This window comes from Paracoccus sp. P2 (genome assembly GCF_046335115.1).
In the GTDB taxonomy this organism is placed as follows: domain Bacteria; phylum Pseudomonadota; class Alphaproteobacteria; order Rhodobacterales; family Rhodobacteraceae; genus Paracoccus; species Paracoccus pantotrophus.
On record NZ_JBGOSN010000009.1, the window covers coordinates 45935 to 68481 of the forward strand.

Annotated in this window: 21 protein-coding genes; 13 read left to right on the forward strand and 8 right to left on the reverse strand. The window is 68.4% G+C overall.

Going from position 1 to position 22547, the window contains the following annotated elements:
* The first annotated feature begins 61 nt into the window (after positions 1 to 61).
* Complete coding sequence (gene mce / locus ACDP63_RS08010; protein ID WP_024843102.1) at positions 62 to 466, forward strand: methylmalonyl-CoA epimerase; 405 nt, start codon at positions 62 to 64, stop codon at positions 464 to 466.
* The gene (locus ACDP63_RS08015; RefSeq protein WP_024843101.1) at positions 466 to 726 is read left to right on the forward strand and encodes a DUF1467 family protein; all 261 of its coding nucleotides are present in this window, start codon (positions 466 to 468) and stop codon (positions 724 to 726) included. Before mce ends, ACDP63_RS08015 begins: the two co-directional genes overlap by 1 nt.
* On the opposite strand, the gene ACDP63_RS08020 is transcribed toward ACDP63_RS08015, so the two are convergent.
* Entirely contained in the window at positions 692 to 1393 is a 702-nt protein-coding gene (locus ACDP63_RS08020; RefSeq protein WP_024843100.1) for an EI24 domain-containing protein, read from the reverse strand. The two genes, ACDP63_RS08015 and ACDP63_RS08020, sit on opposite strands and share 35 nt — an antisense overlap.
* Positions 1393 to 1959: a nitroreductase gene (locus ACDP63_RS08025; protein WP_028709919.1), complete on the reverse strand. Its 567-nt coding sequence runs from the start codon at positions 1957 to 1959 to the stop codon at positions 1393 to 1395. Before ACDP63_RS08025 ends, ACDP63_RS08020 begins: the two co-directional genes overlap by 1 nt.
* Before the next feature lie 105 nt (positions 1960 to 2064).
* On the opposite strand from ACDP63_RS08025, the gene ACDP63_RS08030 reads away from it, so the two are divergent.
* On the forward strand, positions 2065 to 2313 hold the full coding sequence (locus tag ACDP63_RS08030; RefSeq protein ID WP_024843098.1) for a DUF167 domain-containing protein: 249 nt from the start codon (positions 2065 to 2067) through the stop codon (positions 2311 to 2313).
* A gap of 26 nt (positions 2314 to 2339) precedes the next feature.
* Here the strand turns inward: ACDP63_RS08030 and ACDP63_RS08035 are convergent, their stop codons facing one another.
* Complete coding sequence (locus tag ACDP63_RS08035) at positions 2340 to 2591, reverse strand: hypothetical protein (RefSeq protein WP_024843097.1); 252 nt, start codon at positions 2589 to 2591, stop codon at positions 2340 to 2342.
* A 128-nt stretch (positions 2592 to 2719) separates the two neighbouring features.
* On the opposite strand from ACDP63_RS08035, the gene ACDP63_RS08040 reads away from it, so the two are divergent.
* Positions 2720 to 3457 carry a M48 family metalloprotease gene (locus ACDP63_RS08040; protein ID WP_024843096.1) on the forward strand — a complete coding sequence of 246 codons (738 nt, stop codon included), beginning with the start codon at positions 2720 to 2722 and terminating at the stop codon, positions 3455 to 3457.
* A gap of 239 nt (positions 3458 to 3696) precedes the next feature.
* Positions 3697 to 4053: a hypothetical protein gene (locus ACDP63_RS08045; protein WP_024843095.1), complete on the forward strand. Its 357-nt coding sequence runs from the start codon at positions 3697 to 3699 to the stop codon at positions 4051 to 4053.
* 5 nt (positions 4054 to 4058) lie between these two features.
* On the opposite strand, the gene ilvN is transcribed toward ACDP63_RS08045, so the two are convergent.
* From ilvN to ACDP63_RS08060, 3 genes are all read right to left on the reverse strand, one after another.
* Positions 4059 to 4619, reverse strand: coding sequence for an acetolactate synthase small subunit (gene ilvN / locus ACDP63_RS08050; protein ID WP_024843094.1), 561 nt, complete (start codon positions 4617 to 4619; stop codon positions 4059 to 4061).
* 15 nt (positions 4620 to 4634) lie between these two features.
* On the reverse strand, positions 4635 to 6389 hold the full coding sequence (locus ACDP63_RS08055; protein WP_024843093.1) for an acetolactate synthase 3 large subunit: 1755 nt from the start codon (positions 6387 to 6389) through the stop codon (positions 4635 to 4637).
* A 164-nt stretch (positions 6390 to 6553) separates the two neighbouring features.
* Positions 6554 to 7399 (reverse strand): arginyltransferase, encoded by an 846-nt coding sequence (locus tag ACDP63_RS08060; RefSeq protein WP_024843092.1) that lies wholly within the window; start codon positions 7397 to 7399, stop codon positions 6554 to 6556.
* 231 nt (positions 7400 to 7630) lie between these two features.
* Here ACDP63_RS08060 and ACDP63_RS08065 point away from each other — a divergent pair, with 231 nt between their 5' ends.
* Positions 7631 to 10432 carry a glutamine-synthetase adenylyltransferase gene (locus ACDP63_RS08065; protein ID WP_024843091.1) on the forward strand — a complete coding sequence of 934 codons (2802 nt, stop codon included), beginning with the start codon at positions 7631 to 7633 and terminating at the stop codon, positions 10430 to 10432.
* A 776-nt stretch (positions 10433 to 11208) separates the two neighbouring features.
* On the opposite strand, the gene ACDP63_RS08070 is transcribed toward ACDP63_RS08065, so the two are convergent.
* Positions 11209 to 13275, reverse strand: coding sequence for a glycosyltransferase (locus ACDP63_RS08070; RefSeq protein ID WP_024843090.1), 2067 nt, complete (start codon positions 13273 to 13275; stop codon positions 11209 to 11211).
* 100 nt (positions 13276 to 13375) lie between these two features.
* Positions 13376 to 14524 carry a glutamine-hydrolyzing carbamoyl-phosphate synthase small subunit gene (gene carA, locus ACDP63_RS08075; protein WP_024843089.1) on the reverse strand — a complete coding sequence of 383 codons (1149 nt, stop codon included), beginning with the start codon at positions 14522 to 14524 and terminating at the stop codon, positions 13376 to 13378.
* A gap of 168 nt (positions 14525 to 14692) precedes the next feature.
* On the opposite strand from carA, the gene ACDP63_RS08080 reads away from it, so the two are divergent.
* The 7 genes from ACDP63_RS08080 to ACDP63_RS08110 all read left to right on the forward strand — a co-directional run bounded on the left by ACDP63_RS08080 (position 14693) and on the right by ACDP63_RS08110 (position 22543).
* Positions 14693 to 15157 carry a GatB/YqeY domain-containing protein gene (locus ACDP63_RS08080; protein ID WP_024843088.1) on the forward strand — a complete coding sequence of 155 codons (465 nt, stop codon included), beginning with the start codon at positions 14693 to 14695 and terminating at the stop codon, positions 15155 to 15157.
* 205 nt (positions 15158 to 15362) lie between these two features.
* Positions 15363 to 16400 (forward strand): NAD(P)-dependent alcohol dehydrogenase, encoded by a 1038-nt coding sequence (locus ACDP63_RS08085; RefSeq protein ID WP_024843087.1) that lies wholly within the window; start codon positions 15363 to 15365, stop codon positions 16398 to 16400.
* 5 nt (positions 16401 to 16405) lie between these two features.
* Positions 16406 to 17866, forward strand: a complete 1461-nt coding sequence (xylB, locus tag ACDP63_RS08090; protein WP_409927892.1) for a xylulokinase — start codon at positions 16406 to 16408, stop codon at positions 17864 to 17866.
* 247 nt (positions 17867 to 18113) lie between these two features.
* Positions 18114 to 18998 (forward strand): helix-turn-helix domain-containing protein, encoded by an 885-nt coding sequence (locus tag ACDP63_RS08095; RefSeq protein ID WP_409927893.1) that lies wholly within the window; start codon positions 18114 to 18116, stop codon positions 18996 to 18998.
* A gap of 99 nt (positions 18999 to 19097) precedes the next feature.
* Complete coding sequence (locus ACDP63_RS08100) at positions 19098 to 20003, forward strand: ABC transporter substrate-binding protein (RefSeq protein WP_024843084.1); 906 nt, start codon at positions 19098 to 19100, stop codon at positions 20001 to 20003.
* Between the two features lie 70 nt (positions 20004 to 20073).
* A complete protein-coding gene (locus ACDP63_RS08105; protein ID WP_024843083.1) occupies positions 20074 to 21576 on the forward strand; it encodes a sugar ABC transporter ATP-binding protein in 1503 nt (500 codons plus the stop codon).
* Positions 21566 to 22543, forward strand: coding sequence for an ABC transporter permease (locus tag ACDP63_RS08110; RefSeq protein WP_024843082.1), 978 nt, complete (start codon positions 21566 to 21568; stop codon positions 22541 to 22543). Before ACDP63_RS08105 ends, ACDP63_RS08110 begins: the two co-directional genes overlap by 11 nt.
* The last annotated feature ends 4 nt before the right edge of the window (positions 22544 to 22547 follow it).

Genomic DNA, 22547 nt, shown 5'->3' on the forward strand with positions numbered 1-22547 from the left:
CTTCTTTTCCTTTCCCCCGCGGGGCTCTGGCCTTAGAAGGGCGCAAATGACGGAGGAAGTGATGATCGGACGCCTGAACCATGTCGCCATCGCCGTGCCCGACCTGAAGGCGGCGGCAGCGCAATATGAAAACAGCCTTGGCGCCAGGGTGGGCGCGCCGCAGGACGAGCCCGATCACGGCGTCACCGTCGTCTTCATCGAATTGCCGAACACCAAGATCGAATTGCTCTATCCGCTGGGCGACGAAAGCCCGATCAAGGGCTTCCTGGAAAAGAACCCCTCGGGCGGCATCCATCACATGTGCTTCGAGGTCGACGACATCCTGGCCGCCCGCGACAAGCTGAAGGCCGAGGGCGCGCGCGTGCTGGGCAATGGCGAGCCGAAGATCGGCGCGCATGGCAAGCCGGTGCTGTTCTTGCATCCCAAGGATTTCAACGGCTGCCTGATCGAGCTGGAGCAGGTCTGATGAGCCTGACCGGGGGCATCGTCCTTTACGCCGTGCTGTGGTTTCTGGTGCTGTTCGTGCTGCTGCCGATCGGCCAGCAAAGCCAGGCCGATGTCGGGCAGGTGACGCCCGGCACCCCGGCCGGCGCCCCGCATGAGCCCAAGCTGAAGAAGAAGGCGCTGTGGGCGACGCTGATCGCCGCCCTGGTCTGGGGCGTGATCGCCTATGTTATCATCGCCGGGGTCATCACCCGCGCCGACCTCGAGGCCTGGACGCGCTGAGATGGTAGAGGTGGGTGAAGCCCGCCGCCGCTAGCACCGGGACGACCACGTTCAGGACCGGCACCGTCAGCAGGGCCGCGATCAGCACCCCCAGCGCCGTGGCCTGCACCGCCAGGCCGCGGCGCAGCGCGGTCGCCTGCGGCTCGTGCAGGTGGCGCCGCGCCGCCATCTGGAAGAACTCGCGCCCCAGCAGCCAGCCGTTGCCGCCATAGAACAGCAGCGAGGCCAGCGGGCCCAGGAAGGGCGCCAGCGCCAGCGTGACCAGCGTGACCAGGATCACCGCGCCCATGACCGCCAGCGATTCCCAAAGCCCGTCCCAGAAATCGATGGGCAGGCCCTTGTTGCCGGGATAATGCGTCTCTTCGACCGCTTCCGAAACCCGCTCGGCGAACAGGCCCGAAAAGCCCGCGGCGACCGGGATCATCAGGAAGATGCTCATCAGCGGGAACAGCAGCAGCGAGCCCCAGGACAGCGCCGGCGCCAGCGGCACCGGGCCGATCCAGGGCAGGGCCAGGGTCTCGGGCGCAAAGGCGCGGATCGCCCAGAACGCCCCGACCTGCAGCGCCACCAGCAGGGCCAGCGTCAGCGCCACGCCAAGCGCGACCACGCCGAAGATGCGCGGCCGCAGCAGGTCGCCCCAGGCCAGAATCAGCGCCCGCAGCACCATCACAGGAAGGTCGTCTTGGCCGCGACATCCGGGCGCGGCCGCTCGGGCGGGGTCGGGCCGCGCCGGCCGATATGGATCAGCCCGACGATGCGCTCGCCCGCGCCCAGGCCCAGATGGGCGCGGGCGAAATCCGGCTCGGCCGCCGGGCCGGTCAGCCAAGCCGCGCCATAGCCCGCCGCCAGCGCCGCGTTCACCAGCTCCAGGCAGACCGCGCCCGCGGACAGGAACTGCTCCCATTCCGGCACCTTGGGGCTTTCGACCGGGGTCGAGACCACCGCCACGATCAGCGGCGAGCCAAAGGCGGAGCGCGCCTTTTCCGCCGCCGCCTCGTCCCCGCCCTTGGTCAGCACATGCTGGGCCAAGACGGGCGCCAGCCGGTCCAGCGTCGCGCGCTCCAGCACCGTGAAGCGCCAGGGTTCCAGCTTGCCGTGGTCGGGCACGCGGGCGGCCAGTTCCAGCAGTTCCATCAACGCCTCGCGCGAGGGGGGCGGGCCGGTCAGCAGTTTCGGCGGGTGCGAGCGTCGGCGTGCCAGGAAGGCCAGGGTGGCGGGATCGGCATATTCCATTCGGTCCTCGTCGGGTTCGCGCATGTCCTGCCCTTCAGATAGCCGCGCCGGCCCGCCGGCACCAGCCGGCATTGCCTTTTTCGCCGCGCCCGGCTTGAAAGGGGCATGACCGACCTGAGCCATCTTGCCCGGCCCGGCGCCGAAATCGCCGTCCGCGTCACTCCGCGCGCCTCGCGCAATGCGGTGATCCTGGACGGCGAGGCGATCCGCGTCACCGTCACCGTGGTCCCCGAGGACGGCAAGGCCAATGCCGCGGTGGTCAAGCTGCTGGCCAAGGCGCTGGGGGTGGCCAAGTCGCGGCTGGTGCTGGTCCGCGGCGCCACGGCGCGCGACAAGCTGTTCCGCATCGACTAGCCGGCCCGACTGGCTGGACCGACGAGCTAGCCGCGTTGCAGCCGATAGTTGCCCTCGGGCAGGTTCAGCGCGGCGCGCAGCTCTTCCAGCTGCTCGATGGTCAGGACGATCTGCGCCAGCTCGCCGGTATCGGGGTCGAATTGCTCGACCACGACGCGGTCGTCGAAGCTGTGGATGACCACATCCTCGTTCAGCGGGCGCGAACCGATCTCGCCCTGCGGCAATTCGTCGATCAGGGTGATGACGGTCGCGTCGAAATCATGCTCGATGGTGAACATCGGGGATCCTTCCCGTTCGGCTTTCCCCGACAATCGCGTGATATTGCGGCCGGGGCAAGTCCGGGGCTTGGCGCGGGGCGGCCGCCACGGCTAAAGTGGCGCAAACACCGGGCAGGCGAGGGCGGCAGATGATCAGGACATGGCAGGCGGTGGCGGCGGTCGTGCTGGTGCTTGCGGGCTGTGTCGCCGCGCCCGTGCCGCAGCCGGGCGGGCCCGATGTCGTCATCACTCCCGCCCCGGACACGCCGGCCAATGCCTCGGCCTCGGCGCGCACCTTCGTCTCGGTCGTCAGCCGCATGGAGCCGGCGGTTGAGCGCGAATGCCTGCAGCGGCGCACCCAGCCGATCAACTGCGATTTCCAGTTCGTCGTCGATGACCGCGCGGGGCTCGAGCCGAATGCCTTCCAGACCGTCGATCCCAGCGGCCGGCCGATCATCGGCTTCACCCTGTCGCTGATCGGCGAGGCGCGCAATGCCGACGAGCTGGCCTTCGTCATCGGGCACGAGGCGAGCCATCACATCCTGGGCCATATCAGCCGCAAGACCGGCGCCGCGACCGTGGGCGCGGTGATCCTGGGCGGGCTGGCCAGCGCCTATGGCGGCGATCCCGAGACGATTCGCACCGCGCAGGATTTCGGCGCCCAGTTCGGCGCCCGCTACTACTCGAAGGATTGGGAGCTTGAGGCCGATTACCTGGGCGCGATCATCACGCTGAATGCCGGTTTCGATCCCGAGCACGGCGCGCTGTTTTTCGCCCGCATCCCCGATCCGGGTGATAAAATTCTGGGCACCCACCCGTCGCGCAGCGCGCGGATGGGGCAGGTCGCGCGGGCGGTGGCCGATTACCGGGCGGGCCGGGTGCGCTAGCGTGGCCGCCGCGGCATTGCCGCAAGGGCTACGATCCGAACGGAACGGTTTGTTTTTGCGAAGGAAAGTTGCGATCCTGGCAATCTGCGGACGTAAAAGATCAATTTGCTTGCCGATTCTGCCCCGAACTGAACTGTTCCGCCAAAAATTGCTTTCATAGGCGAGAAATTGCCGATAGTTTCCCGCTTGGGTTGGGTCACGTCCTCGTTTGCCGGGCGGCTTTGTGTTTAGGAGCTTTCATGATCGGGGTTATTTTATGGAGCAGTCCGGCCAAGGAAAAGGCCGTGATCTGGTGCGAGGATCATGGCGCCCTGGCCTATTTGCAGGGCAGGGAGAACCTGTTCGTCCCGACGGAATGGCCCGAGGCCGGCGATCTGGTCGAGCTTGAGTTCGAAATGCAGGCCGACCTGCGCCATGCCCGCCTTGTCAGCATCGTCGGGGGCGACAAGCGGTCGGAACTGCCCGGCCTGCTGCGGGACATGGGCGAAAGGAACAGGGACGGAAAGGCCGCACCGGCCCGTCCTGTGTTGCGGGTGATCTCGAACGCCGAAGGCGAGGCGCAAGAGCGGCCACTGAAACTGGTGGCCGCCCGCTGATTCGTTCAGGCGCCGCGCGCCAGCGCGGCGACGCCGGTCCGGGCCTGGTCCGACAGGCCCAGCGGCCGCATCAGCTCGGCGAAGGCGTCCAGCTTTTCGGGCGTGCCGGTGATCTCGAAGACAAAGCTTTCCAGGGTCGAATCGACCACGCTGGCGCGGAAGATCTCGGCGATCCGCAGCGCCTCGACCCGCTTGTCGCCCTTGCTCGTGACCTTGAACAGGCCCAGTTCGCGCTCGACGCAGGGGCCCTCGACGGTCAGGTCGTGGACATCATGCACCGGCACGATGCGGCCAAGCTGCGCCTTGATCTGCTCGATCACCGCGGGCGTGCCGCGGGTGACGATGGTGATGCGCGAACGGTGGCCCAGGTGGTCCACCTCGGCCACGGTCAGGCTGTCGATATTGTAGCCGCGCCCGGAAAACAGGCCGATGACCCGCGCCAGCACGCCCGGCTCGTTCTCGACCAGCACGGCAAGCGTGTGGCTTTCGATGATCTGGGCGTTCGGGTCGCGCAGGTCATAGGCCGAATGGCTGGATGCGCCTTTCTGGATGTTCAGTGCCGCCATGTTCTTCTCCTAACCTCAGACCAGGGCCGCGCCGGCGCCGGTGATGGCGCCTTCGGTCGATGCCTCGCCCAAGAGCATCTCGTTATGCGGCTTGCCCGAGGGGATCATCGGGAAGCAGTTCTCGTGCTTTTCGACCAGCACGTCCAGGATGAACGGGCCGTCATGGTCGATCATCTCCTGGATGGCCGCGTCCAGGTCGGCCGGATCCGAGACCGTGCGCCCGCCGCAGCCAAAGGCCTCGGCCAGCTTGACGAAATCGGGCAGGCTTTCCGACCAGCTCTGGCTGTAGCGTTCGCCATGCAGCAACTGCTGCCATTGCCGGACCATGCCCAGGCGCTCGTTGTTCAGGATGAACTGCTTGACCGGGGCGCGGAACTGCACCGCCGTTGCCATTTCCTGCATGTTCATCAGCCAGGACGCCTCGCCGGCGACGTTGATCACCAGCGCCTCGGGATGCGCGACCTGCACCCCGATCGAGGCGGGCAGGCCATAGCCCATGGTGCCCAGCCCGCCCGAGGTCATCCAGTGGTTCGGATCCTCGAAATGCAGGAACTGCGCCGCCCACATCTGATGCTGGCCGACCTCGGTGGTGAAATAGGGCTTGCGCGCAGCGGTCAGCGCCTGCAGGCGCTGCAAGGCGTGCTGCGGCTTGATGACCTTGTCCGAGTTGCGATAGGCAAGGCAGTTGCGCGCCTTCCATTGCTCGATCTGCGCCCACCATGCCCGCAGCGGCTCGGCATTGGTCTTGCGGCCGCGGGCCTTCCAGACCTTCAGCATGTCTTCCAGCACATGGCCGACATCGCCGACGATGGGCAGGTCGACATGGATCACCTTGTTGATCGAGCTGGGGTCGATGTCGATCTGCGCCTTGACCGAGCCGGGGCTGAAATCCGCGACCCGCCCGGTGATGCGGTCGTCGAAGCGCGCGCCGACCGCGATCATCAGGTCGCAATCGTGCATGGCCATGTTGGCCTCGTAAAGCCCGTGCATGCCCAGCATGCCGATCCAGCCCTTGCCCGAAGCCGGATAGGCCCCCAGCCCCATCAGCGTCGAGGTGACGGGAAAGCCCGTCGCATCCGCCAGTTCGCGCAGCAGCTGGCTGGCGCCGGGGCCGGAATTGATGACGCCGCCGCCGGTATAGAAAATCGGCCGCTCGGCCGTCTCCATCAGCTCGACCAGCCGGGTGATGGTGGCCAGGTCGCCCTTTTTCGCCGGCTGGTAGCTGGGCGTCTCGATCTGCTTGGGGCCGACATATTCGCCGGTGGCGAATTGCACGTCCTTTGGGATGTCGATCAGCACCGGCCCCGGCCGGCCCGAGGTGGCAATGTGGAAGGCCTTGTGGATCGTCGCCGCCAGCTCGTCCGTTTCCTTCACCAGCCAGTTGTGCTTGGTGCAGGGTCGGGTGATGCCGATTGTGTCGGCCTCCTGAAAGCCGTCGGTGCCGATCAGGAAGGTCGGAACTTGGCCGGTCAGCACGACGATGGGGATCGAATCCATCAGCGCGTCGGTCAGCCCGGTGACGGCATTGGTCGCGCCGGGACCGGACGTGACCAGCACCACCCCCGGCTTGCCGGTCGAGCGGGCATAGCCCTCGGCCATGTGGACGGCGCCCTGTTCGTGGCGCACCAGGATGTGCTTGATGTCGTTCTGCTGGAAGATCTCGTCATAGATGGGAAGTACCGCCCCGCCCGGATAGCCGAATACCGTATCGACGCCCTGATCGCGCAGAGCCTCGATAACCATCCTTGCACCCGTCATCTGTCGGGACATGCCCATTCTCCATCTCTGAACAAAAACGCGGCGGGGATGCCGCCCCGCTGCGACGCGGAAAACTATGGGTCTGGCGCGGTGCGGTCAATGGCGATTGTCCAAGAAAATGACCCGCTGCCGCAAAATCTTGAAATATTCTTACCGAAGCCGCGCTTTTTCGGTAATCATTTCCGGCTCGCGGGCAGGTTGATGCGCGCCACCTGCTCGACGATGGGGTCGATGGACAGCGGGTGAATGTCGGAGGTGTGCTGCGCCGGGTCGCCGATCGGCTGCCAGACGCCGCCCTTGTAGATCTCCAGCGCCGAGAACTTGGCCTTGTAATCCATCTTGCGGCTGCCCGGCACCCAATAGCCCAGATAGACGAAAGGCAGGCCGGCGCTGCGCGCCAGCTCGATATGGTCCAGGATGATGTGGGTGCCCAGGCTCATGCCCTCCAGCGCCGGGTCGTAGAAGCTGTAGACCAGGCTCAGCCCGTCATCCAGCACATCGGTCAGGCAGACCGCGACCAGCCGGTCGCTGCCGGGCGGGGGCGGAGTTTCGCTGCTGTCGCACTGGTGCGTGCGATATTCGATGACGCGGGTGCGCACCGGCGTCTCCTCGATCATCGCGGCGAATTCGAAGATGTCCATGTCGGCCATGCCGCCATCGGCGTGGCGTTCGTCCAGATAGGCGCGAAACAGCTCATATTGCTCCTCGGTCGCCCAGGCGCTGGTGGCGAGGCGGCGCAGATGCGCGTTCCTGCGCAAAACCCGGCGCTGCGTGCGCGAGGGATGGAACTCGGACACCCGGATGCGCGCCGACATGCAGGCGACGCAGCTTTCGCAACTGGGCCGGTAAAGCACGTTCTGCGAGCGGCGGAAGCCCTGGCGCGACAGGGCGTTGTTCAGCTCATTGGCCGAATCGCCGGTCAGCGCGGTGAACAGCTTGCGCTCGGCCCGGCCATGCAGATAGGGGCAGGGCTGCGGCGCCGTCACATAGAATTGCGGCGCATGAGGCAGGCTGTGCCGCATCAGCCGCGCCCCCGGCGTCTGGGGCGCGCCGCGCCTGGCGGCGCATGCTGCGGTCGGGTCATTCTCATCTCGGCGCGCATTGGCGGCGGTCGGGGCTGCGTTGTCGATTGCTCTCAGGCCGAGCCTAGCAACAGTTGCACCTCGCGCCAAGCAGGGAAAGCCGCAAGCATTGAACCTCTCGGTCCATTCGCGCGGCATTGACGCGGCCTTGGCTGCGGCTAGGCTGCGGCCATGGATTTCGTCGCCCGCATCACCCGCCTGCCCATCCCTGCCGACCCTGCCCGCGGCCTCTCTGCGCTGCAAGCGACCGGGATCGCCGATCCCCGCCTGGGCGAGCTGATCCGGGGCGCCGCCGGGTGCAGCCCCTATCTGGCCGGGCTGATCGAGCGCGAGGCCGACTGGCTGACCGGCGCGCTGGCGCATGAGGATGTCGTCACCCGCGAAACCGCGGGGTTCGAGACGCTTTCCGCCGATGCGCTGGGCCCGGCGCTGCGCCGCGCCAAGCGGCGGGTGGCGCTGTGGACGGCGCTGGCCGACCTGGGCGGGGTCTGGCGGCTGGAACAGGTGACCGGGGCGCTGACCGACCTGGCCGACCGGGCCACCGACCTGGCCCTGCGCGCCCATGTCGCAGCCGAGCAGGCGCGCGGCAAGCTGCCCCCGACCGGGGCCGAGGCCGGCGGCATCGTCGCGCTGGCCATGGGCAAGATGGGCGCGGGAGAGCTGAACTATTCCTCGGATATCGACCTGATCGTGCTTTACGACGACGGCGCCTATGCGCCGGACGACCAATATGAAGCCCGCGCCGCCCTGATCCGCGCCACCCGCAAGGCGGCGGCGACGATCTCGGATAATACCGACCAGGGCTATGTCTTCCGCACCGACCTGCGGCTGCGGCCGGATGCGGCGGTGACGCCGGTCTGCATCTCGATCTCGGCGGCGCTGGCCTATTACGAGGCCGAGGGCCGCACCTGGGAACGCAGCGCCTATATCAAGGCGCGGCCCTGCGGCGGCGATCTGGCGGCGGGCGCGCGCTTCCTGCGCGAGCTGCGCCCCTTCGTCTGGCGGCGGCACCTGGACTTCGCCGCCATCCAGGACGCCCACGACATGCGGCTGCGCATCCGCGACCACAAGGGGCTGCACGGCCGCATCGAGGTGCCGGGCCACAACATGAAGCTGGGCCAGGGCGGCATCCGCGAGATCGAGTTCTTCACGCAGACCCGCCAGCTGATCGCCGGTGGCCGCGACCCCGACCTGCGCGCGCGCGGCACGGTCGAGGGGCTGGCGCGGCTGGCCGAAAAGGGCTGGGTGCCGCCCGAGGTCGCCGATGAACTGACCGCGCATTACCGCGAGCATCGCGAGATCGAGCACCGCATCCAGATGGTGAACGACGCCCAGACCCATTCGCTGCCCGCCTCGGCCGAGGGGCTGGACACCATTGCCCGCATGATGGGCGAGGCCGACACCGCCGCCTGGTCGGCGCGCCTGGCCGGACGGCTGGCGCGGGTCGAGGCGCTGACCGGCGATTTCTTCGCCCCCGGCGAGCAGCGGGCGCGCCCGAAGCTCTCGGCCGAGGCCGAGGCGATGGTGGAACGCTGGCGCAGCTATCCCGCGCTGCGCTCGGCCCGCGGCCGCGAGGTCTTTGCCCGGATCGAGCCGGACCTGCTGACCCGCCTGACCGCCGCCGCCCATGCCGAGGAGGCGCTGGCGCGCTTCGACGCCTTCCTGGCCGGGCTGCCGGCGGGGGTGCAGCTCTTCTCGCTTTTCGAGGCCAATCCGCAGCTGATCGAGTTGATCGCCGACATCTGCGGCACGGCGCCGGGGCTGGCGGCCTATCTGGCGCGCCACCCCGAGGTGCTGGACGGGGTGCTGGCCGGCAGCTTCTTTTCCGCCTGGCCCGGCGCGTCCGCCCTGCGCCGCCAGCTCGACCAGGTGCTGGATGCGGCGCTGGCCGCGCCGGACGGCGGCTATGAACAGGCGCTGGACGCGGCGCGGCGCTGGGCGCATGAGGGGCAGTTCCGCATCGGCGTGCATCACCTGCGCAGCCTGATCGGCGCCGAGGAGGCGGGCGGGCAATATGCCGATGTCGCCGATGCCGCCGTGGCCGCGCTGTTTCCGGTCGTCGCGGCCGAGCTTGCCCGTCGCCACGGGCCGCTGCCGGGCCGGGGGGCGGTGGTGCTGGGCATGGGCTCGCTGGGCGCGCGGCAGCTGAACGCCGCGTCGGACCTGGACCTGATCGTGATCTACGACGCCGCCGGACAGGACAGTTCGGACGGGCCGAAGCCGCTGGCGACGCGGGCCTATTACGCGCGGCTGACCCAGGCGATGATCACCGCGATCTCGGCGCCGACCTCGGCCGGGCGGCTTTACGAGGTGGACATGCGGCTGCGCCCCTCGGGGCGGCAGGGGCCGGTGGCGACCTCGGTGCAAAGCTTCCGCGACTACCAGATGACCGAAGCCTGGACCTGGGAGCATCTGGCCCTGACCCGCGCCCGGGTGATCGGCGTCTGCGGCGCCGATGCCGCCGCGCTGGCCGAGGAGGTCGAGGCGCTGCGCGTCGAGGTGCTGCAAAGCCGCGGCACCGACCCGCGGGTGATGCCGGACCTGTCCGGGATGCGGGCCCGCATCTTTGCCGCCAAGGCCCCGGACGGCGCCTGGGAGGCCAAGATCGGCCGCGGCCGGTTGCAGGACATCGAGCTGCTGGCGCAATGTTTCGCGCTGCGGGCCGGTTCGGCGGCGCGGGCGGTGCAGGCGCAGTTGCGCACCGGTCCGCGGACCGGGCTGATCGGCGGCGCGGAGGGCGAGACGCTGGCCTCGGCCCGGCGTTTCCTGTGGAGCCTGCAATGTGCCGGCCGGCTGCTGACGGAAAAGCCCTTGGACATGGACAACCTGGGCAAGGGCGGTCAGGCCTTCCTGTTGCGCGAGACCGGCACGGCCTCGCTGGAGGAACTGGCCGCGCGGCTGGCCGCGACGGTCGAGACCGCGGGCGCGATCATCGACGGCGTCCTGGCCGGGGTCGAGGCGCAGGCCGGATAGGTGCCGGGGGGATCCGGCGTCGCCGGTTCGCGACCGGTCGAGCCAGGCAGGAAGCCCGCGGTGGGTCAAGCGCCCGCCTTAGTCGCCCATGCCCGCGGGGCGCTGCGACAGGCATTGCGCCATGCGCTGCGAGCGGGAACCGGGCGGCAGAAGCATCTGGCCCCGGCCGGTTCTGTCTGGTGCCAAGAAGCCGTTGCAGGCTCCGCCACCCGCGCTGCAGCCGATGCCGAGCCCGGCTTGGCCGCTCCTGCCTGCCGGGTCTGTGACGGGCTTTGCTTCGCATGCTGCAAGTGAAAACAAGGCGGCAGCAGACGCGCCCGGTCCGGCGGCGCCTGCTCGCATCCGGAAGCCGCGGCGGGGAGGCGCCCGCCCGTGGTTCAGTCTGCACCGAGCGCCCGGCTTGGCCGCTCCTGTCCGCAGGCGGTCGCGACGGGCATCGCTTGGCGCGCGGCAAGCGAAAACCGGGTAGGAAACGCACCCGGCTTGGCTGAACTGCGCGACGACCTGGTCCGCCTGATGCAGGACTTGGTCCGCATTCTGACCCTGAATTCGCCGGGCCGCAGGCCCGCGAAGACCTGCAGGCGCGGCTGGCGCCCCCAGGGCTGGGCCTGTACACTGGTTCGCGCCCATCGCGCGCCCGGCGGCAGCCAGAGCTTTCCGCGTCGGAACCTGGTCGCTGGCCACCGGGCGCATGCCCGCCAGGGCTTTGCTCCGCGCCAAGGGGCCCCCGCAACCCGCGGTTCGCGCGGCCGGCGTCGCCAAGCAGCAGCATCGGCTCAGTCGATCTTGCCCAGCAGGGGGACCAGCAACGGGTCCGCTGTGGCGGCGATGGCGCGCGCGGGCTGCCCGGCGGCGGTTTCGCGCAGGGGGATCAGCCGGCCGGCGGGCGGCGGGGCGGGCTCGGGCGGCTCGTCCAGACTGGCCTCGAAGATGCCGTGCTGGGTCTTGTCCCAGTAGAAGGGCTTGACCACAACCTCGTAGATCGCCTTCCAGGCCGCCAGGCAGCCGAGCGGGAAATATAGGTGCAGCGTCGGCACCCAGGGCAGCAGGTGGCGATGCGCCCGCCCGCGCACCGCCCAGAGGCCGATGGCGATGTTGAGCAGTTCCGAAGCCACGAACAGCGCGAACAGCAGGGCGATGGCATGGCCGCCCAGCAGGCCCGACAGCATGTCCCGCATCGGATGCGGCAGGCCCAGGCTGAGCAGCCAGAAGCTCCACAGCACCGGCGCCAGCAGGTATTGCGAGACCGAGGCGAAAAGCTGCACCTGCAAGCCGACGAAGCGCCGCGTTCCCAGGTCGCGCCACAGCGCCGCCGGGTCGCGCATATGCACGCCCCAGGTCATCGCGAAGCCCTTGAGCCAGCGCGAGCGCTGCTTGACCCAGGGGATCAGGCGGCAGTTCGCCTCTTCATGGGTCACGGTGTCCAGCATCTGCGTGCGATAGCCGCGCCGGGTCAGGCGCACGCCCAGGTCGGCGTCCTCGGTCACGTTCCAGGCGTCCCAGGCACCGATCTCCTCCAGCGCCTCGCGGCGAAAGAACAGCGTCGTCCCCCCGAGCGGCACCACCAGGTCCAGCGCCGCCGCCCCGGCCAGCGTGGCGCGGAACCATGATGCGTATTCGATGGTGAAGGCGCGGGCCAGCCAGTTGGTGCGCGGGTTGTAATAGTCCAGCACGCCTTGCAGGCAGGCCACTTCGGGCGGGGCGAAATGAAAGCCGCGCGCGACCTTGTGCAACTGGCCGGGCTCGGGGCGATCCTCGGCGTCCCAGACCCCGATGATCGAGCCGCGGCAGAAGTTCAGCGCATAGTTCAGCGCCCGCGGCTTGGTGCGCACCGGCCCGTCGGGCACCTCGACCACGCGCAGCCAGCGCGGCAGCCGGACGCCACGCAGCGCCTCGCAGGTGACGCGGTCGGTCTCCTCGACCACGATCAGGATGTCCATCAACTCGCGCGGGTAGTCCAGCCGCGACAGCCGGCCGATCAGCTTTTCGGCGATATCGGCCTCGGCGAACAGCGGCACCATGACCGAGATCACCGGCAGCGGCGCCGTCATCTCGGGCTGCGGCCGGGCGCCGCGCGCCGGCTTTTGCAGGCGGTCCTGCCGGTGCCGGCGCAGGATGGCGGCAAAGGAGAACAGCTTCAGCGTGGCCGAGGCGACCAGCGTCAGCACCGCCCAGGCCGTCAGCAGCGCGATCACCGCAGCAGGCGCCAGCACCAGCCCCAGCGCCGCCGCCGCCATCAGGCCCAGGGCGATGCGGCCCAGGCGGCGCTCGTTGCGGGTGCGGCAACTTTCCTGGGCGGGCACGCGGGTTTCGGCCTGGCGGATCAGCGCGGTGCGGCGCAGGGCCAGGATCGCCTCGCGCGCGTCGTTTTCCGAACACAGCAGCATGCGCACCGCGCCGAAGCCCCTGGGCAGGCGGTCCTGCAATGCTTCGAAGCCTTCGGGCCGGGCGGTGGCGATGAAGGTGACACCGCCGACCCGGCGCCAGGGCACCGCGCCCTCGGCCAGGCAAAGCTGGGCGCCCATCGCGTCGACCAGCCGCGGATCGGGCGGCAGCGCCTTGAGGTCCAGCACGCTGGCGCGCCATTGCCGGGACAGGGCGCGCAGCAGCGCCTCTTCCCGCACCCAGCCGTTCGCCAGGAGGATCTCGCCCAGCCGCGCGGATTGGCGCTGGCGCATGACCAGGGCCTTGAGCAGGTCGCGCGGCTCGACCGCGCCGTCCTCGATCAGTATCTGGCCCAGCGGGCGCAGGTCGCGGGTCGCGATTACCGTGCCGGTCGTGGCGGGCGCGGCGTCCTCGGCCGGGGCGCCGGCAAGGGGCCAGATGAGGGCGGTGCGGGCCATAGGCGATTCCCGGTCTGGGTCGTTCCGACCCCCTCTCTGGCATGCAGAGGGTTAAGAACCGGTTAACCGCGGTCTGGCCCGTCCTTAGCCGGCGTTTCGATCAGCCGCGCCGGCTGCGCATCGCCTCGGTGAAACGCTCGAACAGATAGGCGCTGTCTTGGGGACCGGGGCTGGCCTCGGGATGGTATTGCACCGAGAAGACCGGCTTGTCGGCCACGCGCAGCCCGCAGTTCGAGCCGTCGAACAGGCTGACATGGGTCTCGATCACGCCTGCGGGCAGGGTCTGGGCATCGACGGCGAAGCCGTGGTTCATCGAGGTGATCTCGACCTTGCCGGTTTCCACGTCCTTGACCGGGTGGTTCGCGCCGTGATGGCCGTGGTTCATCTTCACGGTATGGGCGCCAAGCGCCAGCGCCAGCATCTGGTGGCCCAGGCAGATACCAAAGATCGGCAGGTCGCGGTCCAGCAGTTCCCGGATCATCGGCACGGCATATTCGCCGGTTGCGGCCGGGTCGCCCGGACCGTTGGACAGGAACACGCCCTCGGGGTCATGCGCCAGCACCTCCTCGGCGGTGGCGGTGGCGGGCAGCACCGTCACCTCGGCGCCGCTTTGCGCCAGCGAGCGCAGGATATTGCGTTTCGCACCGTAATCGACGGCAACGACGCGGAAGGGCTTCTTTTCCTCGGACTGGCCGAAGCTGCCGGGCCAGGACCACAGCCCCTCGCTCCAGCGATAGCTTTGCCGGCAGCTGACCTCCTTGGCGAGGTCCAGGCCGACGATGCCCTTCCAGCCGCGCGCCTTGGCGACCATGGCGGCGATGTCGAAATTGCCCTCGGGGTCATGGGCCAGCACGACATGGGGCGAGCCCTGCTGGCGGATCGCGCGGGTCAGGCGGCGGGTATCGACGCCGCCGATACCGATGCGGCCGCGCCGGGTCATCCAGTCGATCAGGTCGGCGCTGGCGCGCCAGTTCGAGGGCTCGGTCGGATCCCATTTCACCACGATGCCCGAGGCAACGGGCTCGGGCGCCTCGTCGTCCTGTTCGGTCACGCCGGTGTTGCCGATATGGGGGAAGGTGAAGGTCACGACTTGGCTGGCATAGGAGGGATCGGTCATGATCTCCTGATAGCCGGTCATCGCGGTATTGAAGACCAGTTCGGCCACCACTTCCCCGACCGCGCCGAAGCCCTGGCCGTGGAACACGGTGCCGTCGGCAAGCGCAAGACATGCGGTCGGTTTCTGGGGCATCGTCACTCTCCGGGTAAATCGGCGGGAACCTAGGTAAAGGGCGCAGGCGCGTCAAGGCGGGAACGGGCGGCATGCGGAACTTTGCGGCCGGGGCGGGGTTGAGCGCACGGCTTGACGGCGGGGGCGAAGCCGGGCACCACCCGGCGGAATACATTCAGCGAGGATCACATGGGACTGCGCGAACGCATTCTGGCCGATACGAAAGAGGCGATGAAAGCCAAGGACTCGGCGCGGCTCTCGACGCTGCGGCTGATCTCGGCCGCGATCAAGGACCGCGAGATCGCCGCCCGCGGCGAAGGCGGCGACGAGGCCGGGCTGGCCGAGGCCGACCTGACCGCCATCCTGTCCAAGATGGTCAAGCAGCGCCAGGAATCGGCCAAGGCCTATGAGGAGGGCGGCCGGCTGGAACTGGCCGAGCGCGAGCTGGAGGAGATCAAGGTGATCCAGTCCTACCTGCCGCGCCAGCTGGACGCCGAGGAAACCCGCGCCGCCATCGACAAGGCCATCGCCGAGCTGGGGGCCGAGTCGATCCGCGACATGGGCCGGGTCATGGCCGAGCTGCGCGCCCGCCATGCCGGCCAGATGGATTTCGGCGCCGTCGGGCCGATGGTCAAGGACCGGCTGATGAAGTGAGCTGATTCTCGGGCCTCACCGGGTCCGAGCATCGCCGCAGCTCCGCCGCGCATAGCTTTCGCGGCTCAAGGCTGATACAATTATTCTTCTGATGGGCAAAAGCTCGCACGGCGCGCGGGTTTTTGTTTACAGTGGCCCCGACTCGCCGCCAAAGACGCGAGTCGAGGGCGCCCGAAGCGCGGCGCGGCCATCAGGAGGACGGGCGATGAAGGCATTGGTGCTGGAAGAAAAGGGCAAGCTGTCGCTGCGGGATTTCGACATCCCCGCCACGCTGGGGCCCAGGGACGTGCGGATCAGGACGCATACGGTCGGGATCTGCGGCTCGGACGTGCATTATTACACCCATGGCAAGATCGGGCATTTCGTGGTCCGCGACCCGATGGTGCTGGGGCATGAGGCTTCCGGCACGGTGATCGAGGCCGGGGCCGAGGTCACGAACCTGAAGCCCGGCGACCGCGTCTGCATGGAGCCGGGGATTCCCGACCCGACCTCGCGCGCCGCGAAGCTGGGGATCTACAACGTCGATCCCGCCGTGACCTTCTGGGCGACGCCGCCGGTGCATGGCTGCCTGACGCCCGAGGTGATCCATCCCGCCGCCTTCACCTACAAGCTGCCCGACAACGTGAGCTTTGCCGAGGGCGCGATGGTCGAGCCCTTTGCCATCGGCATGCAGGCCGCGCTGCGGGCGCGCATCCAGCCGGGCGACGTGGCGGTGGTGACGGGCGCCGGCCCCATCGGCATGATGGTGGCGCTGGCGGCGCTGGCCGGTGGCTGCGCGCGGGTGATCGTGGCCGATCTCGCCCAGCCCAAGCTGGACATCATCGGCGCCTATGACGGCATCGAGACCGTCAACATCCGCAACCGCTCGCTGGCCGAGGCGGTGGCCGAGGCGACCGAGGGCTGGGGCGCGGATCTGGTCTTCGAATGCTCGGGCGCCGCGCCGGCGATCCTGTCGATGCACCAGCTTGCGCGGCCGGGGGGCGCCATCGTGCTGGTCGGCATGCCGGTCGATCCGGTGCCGGTGGACATCGTCGGGCTGCAGGCCAAGGAACTGCGGGTCGAGACCGTATTCCGCTATGCCAATGTCTACGACCGCGCCATCGCGCTGATCGCCTCGGGCAAGGTGGACCTGAAGCCGCTGATCTCGGCCTCGATTCCCTTTGCGGACAGCATCGCCGGTTTCGACCGCGCCGTCGAGGCGCGCGAGACCGATGTGAAATTGCAGATCGTCATGCCGGAGTGAACGCCATGTATCTGGGGATCGACCTTGGCACCTCGGGCATCAAGGCGATGCTGGTGGACGAGAGCTTCGCGACCGTCGGTGTCGCCCATGCGGGCCTGACCGTCAGCCGCCCGCATCCCGGCTGGTCCGAACAGGCGCCGGCCGACTGGATCGCCGGGGCCGAGGCCGCCATCGCCACGCTGCTGCGCGAGCATCCCGAGGCCATGGCGCGGCTGCAGGGCATCGGCCTGTCGGGGCACATGCACGGGGCGACGCTGCTGGACGCTTCGGACCGGGTGCTGCGGCCCTGCATCCTGTGGAACGACGGCCGTTCGGGGCCGCAATGCGCCGAGCTGACGGCGCGGGCGGATTTCCACGGCATCGCCGGCAACCTGGTGATGGCCGGGTTCACCGCGCCGAAGCTGCTGTGGGTGGCGCAGAACGAACCCAAGATCTTCGAGCGGACCGCCAAGGTGCTGCTGCCCAAGGATTACCTGCGGCTGTGGCTGACCGGCGAGCATGTGGCCGAGATGTCGGATGCCGCGGGGACGCTGTGGCTGGACGTCGGCCGCCGCGACTGGTCGGATGCGCTGCTGGCCGCGACCGGGCTGACGCGCGCCCAGATGCCGCGGCTGGTCGAGGGCAGCGACGTGTCCGGCCATCTGCGCGCCGATCTGGCGGACCGCTGGGGCATCCCGCGCGTGCCGGTGGCGGGCGGCGGCGGTGACAATGCCGCCACGGCCTGCGGCATGGGGGTGATGGTGCCGGGCACCGGCTTCCTGTCGCTGGGCACCTCGGGCGTGCTGTTTGCCGCGACCGAATCCTACGCGCCGAATACCGGCGACGCGGTACATACCTTCTGCCATGCCGTGCCGGACACCTGGCACCAGATGGGGGTGATCCTGTCTGCGACCGACAGCCTGACCTGGCTGTCCGAGATCACCGGCAAGGCGGTGCCCGACCTTGCCGCGCTGGTCGGCGAGGTGGCGGCGCCCTCGCCGGTGCTGTTCCTGCCTTACCTGTCGGGCGAGCGCACGCCGCTGAACGATCCGGGCGCCACCGGCGCCTTTCTGGGCCTGCGCCGCGCCACCGGGCTGGCCGACCTGGCGCAGGCGGCGATGGAGGGCGTGGCCATGGCCTTTGCCGATTGCGTCCATGCGCTGCGCAAGGCCGGCACCCCGATCGAGGCCGCCTATGCGGTCGGCGGCGGTGCGCGCTCGCGCGCCTGGCTGCGGATCATGGCCTCGGCCACCGGGCTGACGCTGCTGGAGCCCGAGGACGGCGATTTCGGTGCCGCCTTCGGGGCGGCCAGGCTGGCGGCGGCCTGCGCCACCGGCGACAGGTCCGAGCGCGTCTTCGCCAAGCCGACTGTTCGCGCCGAGGTTGTGCCAGATGCCGGATTGGCGGATGCCTATGCGAAAAAGTATGAGGCCCATCACGCGGCTTATCCGCGGCTGCGGGATCTGGCTGCGCCACACGCGCGATAGCGTTAACAGCGGGTTTTTCCGAAAAAGCAGGCCCATGACGCTGCGGTGCGGCATGAATTTTCTGCCGTGCAGAAAGATCTTGCCGCGCCGATTTCCTTGGGCCTCTTCAATTCCCGCGCGATTTTGGTCAAAAAAGTATCGGTATTTTTTTCGCCCTGATGTGGATCGCCGCCGGGCATGAAGCCTATGGTTCCTGAACGTCCGCGGCAGGCCCGGCAGGGCCCGCGACGTGCAGGGAGGAAGGCGAATGCAACCCGATCTGGAACTGGTCCACATCCGCAAGGGCGAATCCTTCGCCGCGTGGATGCACGGCTATCCGTTCCGCACGGTGCGCTGGCACTACCATCCCGAATACGAAATCCACCTGGTCGTCGCCACCTCGGGCACATTCTACATCGGCGACCATGTCGGCAGCTTCCAGCCCGGCCAGCTGATCATGACCGGGCCGAACCTGCCGCAGAACTGGATCAGCGACATCCCGCCCGGCGAGGCGGTGCCGCTGCGCTCGCTGGTGATCCAGTTCCCCGAAGCCTTCATCGAGGAGGCCAGCGCCGCCATGCCCGAGATGGAGGCGCTGCGCCCGCTGCTGGACCGCTCGCACCGCGGCTTGCTGTTCGACGACGCGACCAGCGCCCGCGTCCGCCCGCTGATGGAACGGCTGGTCGAGGCGCAGGGCCTGCGCCGCCTGGCGCTGTTCTGGGAGATCCTGGACCTGCTGGCCCATGCGCCGGAATACGAGGTGCTGGCCAGTCTCAGCTTCGAGCTGGACCTGACGCGCACCCATGACGGCGGCATCAACCGCGCGCTGGCCTATCTGCGCGAACACCTGACCGAGCAGGTCGAGGAGGGCGAGCTGGCCGAGATGGTCGGGCAAAGCCAAAGCGCCTTTTCCCGCGCCTTCAAGCGCCATACCGGCACGACGCTGGTGCGCTATCGCAACCAGCTGCGCGTCGACCTGGCCTGCCAGATGCTGCTGACTGATCCCGACATCAAGGTAGCCGAGATCTGCTATGAGGTCGGATTCTCGAACCTGTCGAACTTCAACCGGCATTTCCTGAAGCTCAAGGGAATGTCCCCCTCGCAGTTCCGCGCGACATTCGCGGCCCAGAAGGCGCTGGTCATGGCGGACTGACAAGAACCGGCATTGCGAATTTCACCAATTCGGGCGGCGCGGCGCCGCCCGGAGACGCGCAGGCTTTGCCTGCTTTCATCCAGATGGGAGGGAACCCAGATGAAATCGAAACTGCTTACCGCCTCGGCCGCGCTGGCGCTCATGGCGGCCCCGACGCTCGCGCAGGACAAGCTGAAAATCGGCATGACCTTCCAAGAGCTGAACAACCCCTATTTCGTGTCCATGCAGGAGGCGCTGAACGAGGCCGCCGCCAGCCTGGGCGCGGATGTGGTCGTCACCGATGCCGGTCATGACGTGGCCAAGCAGATCTCGGATGTCGAGGACATGCTGCAGCAGAACATCGACATCCTGCTGCTGAACCCGACCGACAGCGCCGGGATCGAGGCCGCCGTCCACGCCGCCAAGGCCGCGGGCGTCACCGTGGTCGCGGTCGATGCGAACGCGAACGGCCCGGTCGATACCTTCGTCGGCTCGAAGAACCGCGATGCCGGCTACATGTCCTGCAAGTATCTGGGTGAGGCGCTGGAGGGCAAGGGCGAGGTCGCGATCCTCGACGGCATTCCGGTGGTGCCGATCCTGCAGCGCGTCGAGGGCTGCAAGGCCGCGCTGGAAGAGTTCCCGGATATCACCCTGGTCACCACTCAGAACGGCCGCCAGGACCGCTCGGTCGCCCTGGGCGTGGTCGAGAACATGATCCAGTCGCATCCGAACCTGGCCGGCATCTTCTCGGTCAATGACGGCGGCGCCATGGGGGCGCTGGCGGCGATCCAGGGCGCGGGCAAGGACATCAAGCTGACCTCGGTGGACGGCGCGCCCGAGGCGGTCCAGGCCATCGCCGCGGGCGGCCCCTTCATCGAGACCACCGCGCAATTCCCGCGCGACCAGGTCCGCGTCGGCCTGGCCATGGCGCTGGCGCAGAAATGGGGCGCCCGCGTGGTGCCGAAGGAAGTGCCGATCGACGTGATGATCGTCGACGCCGAGAACGCTGCCGAGTTCAGCTGGTAAGGGTTCCTCCCCGCTCCCGTCCCCGCATGTCGCGGGGGCGGGACATTTCCCAGCCATTCAGGAGGGCATCATGCTGGAACTGAAGGGAATCCGAAAAAGCTTCGGCAAGATCGAGGTGCTGCACGGCGTCGACATGCAGGTCCGCGCCGGCGAGGTCCATGCGCTTCTGGGCGAGAACGGCGCGGGCAAGTCCACGCTGATGAAGATCCTCTGCGGCATCGTCCAGCCCAGCGAGGGCATGATCCGCATCGAGGGGACCGAGCGCCATTTCGCCGATTACGACCAGGCCATCGCGGCGGGCGTCGGCATCGTGTTCCAGGAGTTCAGCCTGATCCCCTATCTCGACGCGGTCGAGAACATGTTCCTGGCGCGCGAGATGCGCGGACCGCTGGGCATGCTGGACCGCAAGGCGATGCGCGCCCGCGCCGCCCAGATCATGCGCCAGCTTGCGGTGGACGTGGCCCTGGACGTGCCGGTGCATCGCCTGTCGGTGGCCGAGCAGCAATTCGTCGAGATCGCCAAGGCGCTGTCGCTGAATGCCCGCATCCTGGTGCTGGACGAACCGACCGCGACCCTGACCCCCTCCGAGGTCGAGCACCTGTTCAAGGTCATGCGCGAGCTGCGCAAGCAGGGCGTGGCGATCATCTTCATCTCGCATCACCTCGAAGAGATCTTCGAGATCTGCGACCGCATCACAGTCCTGCGCGACGGCGAGTTCATCGGCTCTTGCGCGGTTTCCGAGGTCGATAACGACCGGCTGGTCGAGATGATGGTCGGCCGCCGGATCGAGAGCAACTTTCCGCCCAAGCCCGCCACCGCCCCCGCCGCCCCGCTGGCGGTCGAGGTCGAGGAGGTGCAGTTGAAGAAGGGCGGCCCCGTCTCGCGCTTTGCCCTGCGCAAGGGCGAGATCCTGGGCTTTGCCGGGCTTGTCGGCTCGGGCCGCACGGAAACCGTGCTGGCCATGCTGGGCGCATACCCGGCCCAACGCTGCAAGGTCAGGGTGGACGGGGTCGAGACGCGCTTTTCCGGCCCCGATCAGGGGCTGGCGCATGGCATCGGCCTTCTGCCCGAAAGCCGCAAGGAACAGGGGCTGATCACCAGCTTCTCGATCCTGCAGAACGTGTCGCTGAACAATTACGGCAAGTATCGCAAGAACCGCTGGTTCATCGACCTCAAGAAGGAGCTGGCCGCGACCGAAACCGCCATGGCGCAGGTCCGCGTCAAGGCGCAGGGGCCGCATGCCCGCGTCGACACGCTGTCGGGCGGCAACCAGCAAAAGGTCGTCATCGCCCGCTGGCTGAACCACGACATGAATGTGCTGATCTTCGACGAGCCGACGCGCGGCATCGATGTCGGCGCCAAGGCGGAAATCTATGCGCTGATGCGCGCCTTCACCGAGAAGGGCGGCGCCATCATCATGATCTCGTCCGAACTGCCCGAGGTGATCGGCATGTCCGACCGGGTCTGCGTGTTCCGCTCGGGCGGGATCGTGGCCACGGTCGAGGGCGCCGAGATCGATTCCGAAACCATCATGACCCATGCCACGACCGGGAGAGTTGAACATGTCGCATGACGCAAACACCGGCGCGGCCGGGAAAACCGGCGGCTTCTCGTTTGGCCGCCTGCTGCATTCGCCCCTGGCGCTGCCGTTGATCGGGCTGATCGTCGTCTCGATCCTGATGGGGCTGGCCAGCGAAAATTTCTTCAGCCTGAACAACATCATGAACGTGCTGCGGCAGGTGTCGGTCGTCGGCATCCTCGCGGTCGGCATGACCTTCGTGATCCTGACCGGCGGCATCGACCTGTCGGTCGGCGCGGTCATGGCGCTGGTCGGCACGCTAAGCGCAGGGTTGATGGTCAACATGGGCCTGCCCGCGCCGGTGGCGCTGCTTGTCGGGCTGCTGATCGGGCTGGGCATCGGGCTGGCGAACGGCGTGCTGGTCGCCTGGGGCCGGATGCCGGCGATCATCGTGACGCTGGCCACCATGGGCATGGCGCGCGGCCTGGGCCTGATCTATTCCGGCGGCTATCCGATCAGCGGCATCCCCAGCTGGATTTCCTGGTTCGGGGTGGGGCGCATCGGCGTGGTGCCGGTGCCGGTCATCATCATGGTGGTGATCTATGCCCTGGCCTGGGTGCTCTTGCAGCGCACCGCCTTCGGCCGCCATGTCTATGCGCTGGGCGGCAACGAGACCGCGGCGCGGCTTTCCGGCGTCAAGACCCAGCGCGTCAAGCTGGTTGTCTACGGCATCTCGGGCCTGACCTCGGCGCTTGCCGCGGTGATCCTGACCGGGCGGCTGATGAGCGGCCAGCCCAATGCCGGCGTGGGCTTCGAGCTTGACGCCATCGCCGCCGTGGTTCTGGGCGGCACCGCCATCTCGGGCGGGCGCGGGCTGATCCTGGGCACGCTGATCGGCGCGGTGCTGCTCGGCATCCTGAACAACGGCCTGAACCTGATGGGCATCAACCCTTATCTGCAGGACGTCATCAAGGGCGCGATCATCCTGCTGGCCATCTATATCGGGCGCGAATGGCGCTGAGCCC